2 protein-coding genes are annotated in these 10,324 nt (G+C 71.8%); both read left to right on the forward strand.

Translation table 11 applies throughout. From position 1 onward, the window contains the following. The first annotated feature begins 183 nt into the window (after positions 1 to 183). Positions 184 to 603: a DUF6292 family protein gene (locus ACFF45_RS17550; protein ID WP_381347017.1), complete on the forward strand. Its 420-nt coding sequence runs from the start codon at positions 184 to 186 to the stop codon at positions 601 to 603. 77 nt (positions 604 to 680) lie between these two features. After that, positions 681 to 10,324, forward strand: a 9,644-nt coding sequence (locus ACFF45_RS17555) for a helicase-like domain-containing protein (protein ID WP_512701189.1), incomplete at its 3' end; no start/stop codon positions are given.

Below are 10,324 nucleotides of genomic sequence, written 5' to 3' on the forward strand. Positions count from 1 at the left end.
ATGAACGCGGGCCCCGGGGCGGGATGTTCGTGTCGGGGTGGGAACTTAAATCGGTTGCTTCTGAGTCGTTATGGTCGTCAGGTAGGGATCATGTACGTCTGCCGTCGGCCGGGTGGTGCCCGGTGCAGGCGGTGCGGGACGGGCCGGGTGTCCGCCCGTTGGAGTAGCGGGGGAGTAGCGCGCATGACGAACAGTCGCACCGATCACCAGCCCTACGTGCAGGCCGTGGTCGCCGAGATCGAAGAGATCGGCCTGGGCGTCGCGGGGGATGCCGTGACCGGCCGTCCGCCGGCGGTCCGCACGGCCGTCGTCACGCTGGAGGTGCCGGACAGCGGTCCGTACGCCGACGAGGACGAGGACCTCGAACTCGTGTGGAACGAGGCGTACGGCTGGGTGCTGCATCTGCCCGCCGAGGCCGGGATCAGCGACTGGTTCATGGGTGAGGACCTGGTGCCCGCGCCCGCCCGGGTCGCCCGCTGGGTCGACATGGTGCTGTCGAACCCGGGGCTGACCCCGAGCCGGGAGGACGGGCCGCAGAGGCTGCCCGAGAGCGACGACGCGGAGTTCGAGACGCGCCTGTCGGTCTTCGCCGCGTCGGCCTGACGCGCTCGCTGCCCTCCCGACCGCCCGCGGGCCGTCGGCGCTGAGGCTGCGCCGGGCCCCGCAGCTTGGAGAACGACATGTCCAACCCCGTCGAAGCCCCGGCCGCCCCTGCCCCCGAGCCCGGTCCGGAGGGCCGTCTCGGGCCGATCGGGCGGGCCCGCGCGAGCCTGGCGGCGATCGAGACCCTGCTCCGGCTGCGCGAGGACGAGACCGCGCCCACGCCGGACGACCTCGCCGTGCTGCGGCAGTGGCCCGGCTGGGGGCCGCTCGCCCCCGCCCTGGCGGAGAACCGTGAAGGAACCTGGGCGGAGATCGGCGAGGAGCTGCAACGCCTGCTGTCGCCGCGCGAGTACCGGCAGGCCGAACAGGGCACGCCCACCGCCTACTACACCCCCGACCGGATCGCCGAGGCCTGCTGGACGGCCCTGCGTGACCTGGGCTTCCGCGGCGGCCGCATCCTCGAACCCGGCTGCGGCGCCGGTACCTTCATCAACCACACCCCCGACCGGATGCCGGTCGAGTGGTTCGGTGTCGAGCGCGACCCGACCACCGCGGGCATCGCCGCGCTGCTCCACCCGAAGGCGCAGATCATCAACGCCCGGCTCCAGGACGCCGGTCTCCAGTCGAACTCGGTGGACGCCGTCCTGGGCAACGTGCCGTACGGCAACTTCCAGGTCCACGACAAGACCGCGCCGAAGGCGGTCACCGACTCGATCCACAACTACTTCATCTGGCGCTCGGTGCAGGCCCTGCGCCCCGGCGGCGTCGCCATCCTGCTGACCTCCCGCTACACGATGGACTTCGCGGACGACACCGCCCGTCGCGCCATCGCCAAGCATGCCGACCTGCTGGGCGCCATCCGGCTGCCCAACGGCGCCCTCGCCGAGGGCGGTACCGGCGTCCTCGCCGACATCCTCATCGTCCGCCGGCGCGACACCGACAGCCCCGTGGACGACAGTTGGATGGGGGTCAGTGAGATCCCCACGGTCCCCGGCCAGTACGCCAACGACTACTTCCTCCAGCACCCGGAGAACGTGCTCGGCACGTTCGAGCAGGGGCGGGCTGCGCAGTACGGGCACACCCTGGCCGTGAAGGCTCCCGAGGGCCAGGACCTCGCGGCCGCGCTCGGCACCGCCTTCGACGGCATCACCGCGGCGGCCCGCAACGAGGGCCGCGACTGGCGGGTCGCGGTCGGCGCGCAGCCGTTCACCGAGGACACGCTGCCCTTCCCCGTCCGCGAGGACGGCCGGAAGGAAGGCTCCTTCCACCTCGTGGACGGCAAGCCGCACGAGGTGGTCGACGGCGAGCTGGTCGCGGTCGAGCGCGCGGGCAAGGAACTGCCCAAGCTCATCGCACTGCGCGACGCCACGCTGAAGCTGATCGAGGCGGAGACCGACCACGACACCCCCGACGCGCAGCTCGACCCGCTGCGCGCCGAGGTGAACCGGCTCTACGACGCCTACGTCAAGGCGCACGGCCCGATCAACCGCTTCACCCTCGCCGAGGGCCAGGTCGACGAGGAGACGGGCGAGAAGGCGGTCAGCCGCCGCTACCCCCGCCTGGGCGGCTTCCGCCGCGACCCGGACTTCGTGTCCGTCCTCGCACTGGAGGACTTTGACGACGAGACGCAGAAGGCGGACAAGGCCCCGCTGCTGCTGCGCCGGGTCAACCGCCGCATCGAGCGGCCCACGTCGGCGGAGACGCCGGAAGAGGCGCTCTCCCTCTGCCTGAACTTCAAGAACAAGATCGACGTCCCCACCATCGCGCAACTCCTGGGCATCGAAGAGGACCAGGTGCCCGACGCGCTCGGGGACCTGGTCTTCCCCGACCCCGACAGCGGCGAACTGCTCACCCGCGGCTCGTACCTGTCCGGGCCGGTCGTGGACAAGCTGGAGCGCGCCGAGTTCCTGCTGTCGCAGGGCCGCGACGACCTCCAGCGGCACGTCGACGCCCTGCGCGAGGTCCAGCCCGAACCGCTGCCGCCGGAGGACATCAAGGCCAAGCTCGGCGCCCCGTGGATTCCGGTGGAGGACGTCACCGCCTTCGCCGAGGAGATGCTGGGCGTGCGCGTCGACATCATCCACGTGGCCAAAACGGCGACGTGGAACGTCGACATGCCGATGACGATCCCGGAGGCCGCGACCAGCGAGTGGGGCACCTCCCGCGTCAACGGCTTCGAGCTGCTCGACCTCGCGCTGAACGGGCAGGCCCCGAAGGTCTACGACACCTTCCGCACGCCCGACGGCGGCTCACGGCGGGTGCGCAACGACAAGGAGACGATGCTCGCGGAGTCGAAGATGACGGCGCTGATGCGCCGCTTCGCGAGCTGGGTGTGGGAGGACCCCGACCGGGCGGACCGCCTGGCCGCCGACTACAACCGCATCTTCAACTCCACCGTCCTGCCCAAGCATGACGGCTCCCACCTGACGGTCGACGGCATGGACCCGGAGTTCAAGCCGTACGAGCACCAGTGGGACTTCGTCCAGCGTGTGCTCAGCGCGGAAGAGGGCTCGCTGTGCCCGTACCCGGTCGGCGCCGGCAAGACGGCCACGATGTTCATGACGGCGGTCAAGCTCAAACAGCTCGGCCTGGTCAACAAGCCGATGATCGTCGTCCCGAACCACCTGCTGGAGCAGATTTCCCGGGATGGCAAGAAGCTGTTCCCGAACGCCAAGATCCTCATGGCGGGCAAGAAGGACCTCGCCGACGCCCGCTCGCGCATGCTGTTCGCAGCCCGGTGCGCCACCGGCGACTGGGACGCCATCGTCATGACGCACAACTCCTTCGGCCGCCTCGGGGTCCACCCCGTCACCGAGGCCACCTACCTGGAGGAGCTGGCCAACGAGTACCGCGTCGCCCTGAGCGCGATCGACGGCGACGACGCCAATCAGCGGCGCATCAAAGAGATCGCCAAGATGGTCGACCGGTTCGACGCCCGCGCCTCCGACCTGCGCTCAAAGGCCACCGACGCCGGTGTCACGTACGAGAACCTGGGCGTGGACTTCCTCCAGGTCGATGAAGCGCACCTGTTCAAGAACCTCGCCCTGCCGGCAACGACCGAGGGCATGTCGCTCGGCAAGCCGTCCAAGCGGGCCACCGACCTCGATCTGAAGCTCATCGTCACCCGCGAGCGCACCGGCCGGGACAACGTCACCGCCCTCTACAGCGGCACGTTCATCTCGAACTCGGTGCGCGAGATGTACGTCTTCAAGCACTACACGATGCCCAAGCGGCTGGAGAAGCTGGGGCTGGGCAGCCCCGACGCCTGGGCAGCGAACTTCATCCAGTTCGAGTCCCGGCCGGAGGTCGGGGTCGACGGTGTCAGCTTCCGCCTCAAACGGCGCCCGGTGGAGTACACCAACGCCGACGAGGCCCTGGCCCTGTTTGCGGAGGTCGCGGAGCTGCGGCCGCCCGAAGCGTTCAAGATCGAGCGCCCGGAGCGCGTCGACCGCTTCGTGGAGATCGAGGCCACCCCGAACCTGGTCCAGTACGTCAGCTCGATCTCCGACCGCATTGACCTGATCCAGCAGGGCAAGGTCAAGCCGTTCGAGGACAACATGCTCAACGTCATCACGGACGGTCGGAAGGCCGCCCTGGACCTTGAGCTAGTCGGGATGGAGCCGGATGGCCCGGGCAAGGCCGGGGCCATCACCAGGAACGTTCTCCAGATCCACGAGGAAACGAAAGACCTCAAGCTTCCCGGCGACCCGGAGGACGTCTCCGGCGGCCTTCAGATCATCTTCTGCGACCTGGGGACCCCGAGCAAGGAACGCGGCAGTCAGGTCTACGGCAAGATCCGCCAGGGCCTGATCGACGGCCTGCCGGAGGAAGGCCTGCCGGGCATCCCGCGCGAGCGCATCCGCTTCATCCACGACTACAACAGTGACCTCGCGAAGGAGCAACTGTTCAGCGACGCCCGTGCGGGCAAGGTCAGCGTGCTGTTCATGTCCTCCGAGAAGGGCGGGACGGGCGTCAACGTCCAGACCCGCGCCGTTGCGCTGCACCACGCCGACCCGCCGCACAAGCCCGCCGAGTGGGAGCAACGCGAGGGACGGGCCTGGCGCCCCGGCAACCTGCTCATCAAGATCAACCGCCCGGTCCAGTTCCTGCGCTACATCGCGCTGAACAGCTTCGACAGCTACATGTTCCAGCAACTGGAACGCAAGCAGCGGCCCATCGTGCAGATCATGTCCGGCCGCAAGGTCGGCCGCGTCATCCAGGAGATCGACCCCGTCGGGGCGGGCTTCGGACAGGCCAAGGCCGTCGCCACGGGCAACCCCATGCTGCTGGAGCTGGCCGACGTCAACGGCGAGCTGACCATGCTGCTCAACGAGGCCGACGGCCACCGGCAGGCGCAGGCCCGCATGAAACGCAAGGTCGAAGTCCTCTCCGACCAGATCCGCGACGCGGAGCGCACCCTGCCCGGCATCCGCGCCATGGCCGACGCGGTGACAGCCGCCGGGGAGGACGACACATGGCGCACCGCCGACGGCCGCCTCATCGACCCCGACGACGTCGCCGGCGTCCTCGCACAGACCGCACAGGGCTCCAAGCCCACCCTCGACCTGGACGCGGGCTACCGCTGGCGAGGCCTGCAAGTCGGCTTCACCTGGCACCGGCGCCAACAGTTCGGCGGGATCGCGTACGACGGATGGGCGCACCTGGTCGGGGGCGGCCACCAGGTCGACGTCCGCCTGAACCTGAGCTGGTTCGGCAAGGGCCAGTCCTGGCGCATCGTCAAGGCACTGGGCGAGGCCGCCGACGAAGCGGTGACCGCCCCGGTCGAGATCGAGCAGAAGGTCGCCAAGTGGCGCGCGGCGCTGGAGGACACCCGCTCCCACATCGGGCGACCCTTCGAGAAGCACGCCGAACTGGAAGCCGTGCGCGAGCGCAAGGCCGCCCTGGAGGAACAGATCTCGGGCGCCGCCATCGCCTCCGGCCGCGAGACCGGGTCGGGCCCGCAGTTCGACCCCGGCGCCGCCGGCGACGGCGGCCGCGAGATGACCGAGGCGGAGATGGCGATGCACGACGCCACCGCCATGGCCGGGATGCTCGGCGGCACGGCCGTCGTCGTCAGCGACGGCCAGATCATCGGTGGCGCCCGTGTGGTCGACCGCACGGACGCGGACCTGCGCACCCCCGACCTCGCCGACCTGGGGCAGTACCAAGAGGCCCTGCGCGCCCTGACCGAGGCCGCGGCCGCCGACGGCGACGTGACCGCCTGGGCGCAGGTCGACGCCAACGAGGGCGACCGGTTCCGCGAGGCCTTCGCCGACTGGGCGCAGGAGTGGGCCCTCGACCAGGCCGAGCAGATCCCCGACACCGACGCGCGCCCGGCCTGGCTGCGCGCCTTCCTCGACTACGAGCCCGAGACCCGGGCCACGCGCAGCATGCTCGTCGCCGAGGCCGCCGGGATCGCCTGGGAGCAGGCCCGGGCCGCCGCCGAACCCGAGGAGACGCAGCCCGCCGCACAGGACACCCCGACTCCTGAGCCGGAACCGGCCCCGGCGCCCGAGGAGTCCGCCGCACCTCCCGCACCGCCACAGGCCGGACCGCAGGAACCGGCGCCGGCCGAACCGGAGGCACCGCAGGCGCCTGCCGAGGGCGAGACCGAACCCGCTCCGGCCCCGGCGGAGGCATCGGACGACGACGCGCGGCAGGCGCTCTGGCAGGACGCGGTCAACGCTCTCGGCGACAACGTCATGGTCGGCCACATCGGCGGCCCGCAGCCTGCCCGCACCCACCAGTCCGCCGGGTGGGCCATCATGGCGGTCCTCAGCGACGACCAGGTGCGCGGACTCGTCAGCGCCGTCGCGGTCGACGGCCAGCCGGTCAGCACGGTGCCCGGCGTGATGCCCACCAACCGGGTCCGGGAGTGGATCGCCGAGCAGCAGCAGACACCGACGACCGCCTTCTACGCCTCCACCAGCAGCGAGCTGCCGCCTGCCCTGCGCGGCGACGGCGACGTCCACCTGTCGACCCGATCGGACGGGCTGACCATCGAACAGGGCGACGTCACCACCACGATCCTGTGGGAGGAACTCCCGGCCTGGATCGACGCCGCGGTGGCGCACAACACCGCCAACCGCGACCCCTTCAAGCCGTGGTGGGCCCACGGGAACCTGGCCGCCGAGATCCACTTCCGGCGCGACGACCGCAACCAGGCCATCCGCACGGCGATGGACGCCCTGGCCGAAGCGCTGCGCGAGACCGTGCCCCCGACCGACGAACAGCTCGCCGAAGCACGCGACCGGTACGCTCCGCCGGCGCCCGCGCCCGCGACGGCTCCGCAGCCCGTGGCCGCCGCCGAGGACGCTCCCGCCGAGGAGAACGAGTCGGAGGAGGTCGCGCAGCTCCCCGAGGGCGCCGTACCGGTCCCGGGTGCCGAGGGCTACCACTACACCGAGGAAGGCCGCACCGTCCGCCTCTACACCGAGGCGGGCGAGGAAGTCGGCACGGCGAAGTGGAGCTACACCAAGTACCGCTACCTGGGCGACGTCCAGGGCGACACCGTCCGGGGCACTGAGGACGGCCCCACCGTGGCCAAGCGCATGGCCAACCACCACGCGGTCGTCTACGGCGACCAGGTGCACCGGCCGACGCTCGATGACCAGGGCCGTGACCCGGTCTGGATTCTGCACAACGGCTCCGACACCCTCGTCTTCGGCGTCAGCCCGGAGGACGACACCGCCCGGGCGGCGATGTGGACCGGCGGCGGCTTCAAGGAGTCCCGCAAGGTCGGCGGCTGGTACCTGCCGCGCACCTGGAAGGAACCGACCCGCAGGCAGCGCGTGGACGACGCCGTGCGCGTCCTCGCGGCCGCCGGGCGCACGGTCACCGTGCACACCAGCCGCCAGGAGCGCCAGCAGCCACCCCAGCGGCCCGCGCGGCTGCCGGAGCTGGAGGTGACGGCGCCGAACCTGGACGAGGTGCCGCAGTTCTACAACGCGCCCCCATTCACCGACCAGGACGATCTGCAAGACGTCCAGGCGCTGGAAGCCGCCTACGACCGGTGGAGCCAGCACCCCACCGTCCAGGCCTACCTCCAGCAGGACAACGACGCCCGGCCCGACGGCTTCGGCACCCCGGACAACCCCATCGCCGAACTGCACATCGCCTACCACCGGGCCCGGTTGGCGCTGCGCGAACCCGTCCCCGGCGGCCCGGACGAGATCGTCCGCCGGGTCTACGGCGTGGCCGCCTGGTGCATGGCCCTGGAGCCTGCCGTGGAACAGGACCTTCTCGACCCCCTCCAGGACGTCTACGCGGCGGCTCACGGCCTCGCCGCCCGCTCGCAGGCCACCATCGCGGCCCTGACCGCCGAACAGGCCGCGGCCGCCGAGAACGCCCCCGCTCCGGCGGAGGAGGCGCCCGCCGCTCAGCAGGAGCCGGGCACCGGGGACCAGCCGGGCGAACCCGCGCCCGCCCCGGACGAGACCACCCCCGCGGCCGCTGCCGAGGAGCAGGGCCCTGTCGACCCCGGCCCGGCCACCCCGGAGCCACCCGCGGCGCCGCCGGCGCCCGCAGCGGACGACGACAGCGACCTGCCCGTCGTGTCCGATGAGTTCGCGATCCTCTACGCCGCCTACCGGGAACTGATGCCCGCGGGCGTTGCCGACGACGGCGTCACCTGGGACACCAGCCGCATCGTCATCACCGGCGACGGCGTCCGCGTCGACGGCACCACGGTCGAGCGGCTGATGGACGCGGGACTGCTGGAGTACGGGGCGACGCTCAACATCGACATCACCCCGGCCGGACGGCAGCGCATCAACGAACTGGAGCGCACCGACCGCCCGGAGCCCGCCGTCGGCGACCGCGTCCTGCTCGTCGCCACCGGCCGGTTGGGCATCGTCGGCGGCTACAAGACCAACGATCAGGGCTTCCGCTACGCAGACGTCGTCTGCGACGTGGAGGGGTGGCCCAACGGCTGGGACACCAACGTCGGCGCCCTCTACCTAGTCACGGTCCAGCCGGGAGCGATGGAGCCGGAGGCGGCCGCCGAGGCATACCGGGTAGCCGCACTGCGCCAGTTCCCCGGCACCCTGACCGACCCCGCCCTGCGTGGGCCCGCACTGGAGACCCTCACCGCCGCGGCACTCGCCGAGCCGCAGGTCGCGCAGGCGGCGCGCGCCAACGACATCAACAACTTCGTCATCGCGCTGGCCTCCTGGACGAACGAGTGGATGACCGGACAGTGGGCGGACGTCCCGCCGGGCGACTGGCCCGACTGGGTTCGTGCCTACTTCCGCGAGGACGACGACGCCGTCCGGGACCGCAACGGCCTGCACTCCGAAGTGGCGGGCCCGGTCTACGCACAGCTCCGGGCCGCGGAGGCGGAACCGGCCCCCGACCTTGCCGAGACCGAGCAGCAGACCACCGAGGCGGAGCCCGTCCCGGAGCCCGCTCCGGGCACCGATGACGAGCCGGAGGAACAGCTCGACCTGTTCGGCAGCGGAAACGACATCACGCCCGCTTCACAGGAGACACCGCCCGACCCCGCCCCGGAGCCCGACCCCGCCCCGGAGCCCGACGCCGTTCCTGACGCCCCGGAGCCTGAGCCTGTTCCGGCACCGGAGGCCCCGGAGCCCGACCCTGCCCCTGCCCCGGAGCCGGAGCCGGAGCCGGAGCCGGAAGTGGCGGGCGGCGCGGACGAAGGACAGCTCGACCTCTTCGGCGAGGCGGTTCCCGCGCCAGCGCCCGCGCAGCGCCCCGGCCGCCGGCGTGGTCGGAGCGAGCCGGAACCCGCCGTCTCACCGGGCACCGAAGGGGCCCCGGACGGGCGGCTCGGCGTGTACGGGCACGCCGACCACGGCGAGTGTGAGCGCTGTGGAGCCACCGACACCGACCGCTACACCGTGGTGCTGCACTGGATGGGCCCGGACCATGCGGAGATGGCGGCCGAGTGCGGCCCCTGCGTGGAGTTGACCTTGGGCCTGCCCTACCAGCAGTACCGGAGCCTCGCCGACCTCGCCGAGGCACGGCGCGACGGCGTACGCATCCAGCCCCGGCCCCACCCGGAGGACGACGAGATCGTCTACCGGCGCACCGCCGAGAACGAGTGGACCAGCGTCCACCGGCCGACGGGTCAGCGCTACCGCACCGCGAAGGAGGCCGAGAGCGGGTACAGGGGCTTCGTGACGCGTGACCTGTCCGGCGTGTCCGTGGGTACCGGCGTCTCCGTCGGCTCCATCGTCGAACTCACCGAACGGGCCGCGCTGGGGCGCACCGCCGAGACCCACCCCAACGACAGCGACGACTGGGTCTACTTCACCTACGGCCAGGACCTGAAGGAACTCGGCATCCCCGAAGGCGAGTCCGTCACCGCCCGCTCGACGGGGGCCCGCCGGAACCGTGCGCCGCTGGACCACGGACCGCTGTGGGACCTGCGCATCGGCGAGACCGACTTCACGGTGGAGATGGTCTACCAGCAGGGACTGCCGGGTCAGGACGGTCACCGCCTGGAGGTGACGGGCCCCGGGGACGCGACCACGCGCCACCCCCAGTGGGAGGGCGTGCTGGAGTGGGCCCGTCAGCGCGTGCGTGATGCCCAGACGGAGCGGGCGGCCGCCGCGACCGCAGCGCCGCCGACGGTGCAGCCCGCTCCCGACCCGGAGCCCGAGGAGGCCCCGGTCGACGCGCCCGTAGCGGAGACGGCCGCGCCGGACGACGCTCCCGCGCCGGACGACGCTCCCGCGCCGGACGACGCTCCCGCGCCGGA

The organism is Streptomyces cinereospinus (genome assembly GCF_042430725.1).
Classification (GTDB): Bacteria; Actinomycetota; Actinomycetes; order Streptomycetales; family Streptomycetaceae; genus Streptomyces; species Streptomyces cinereospinus.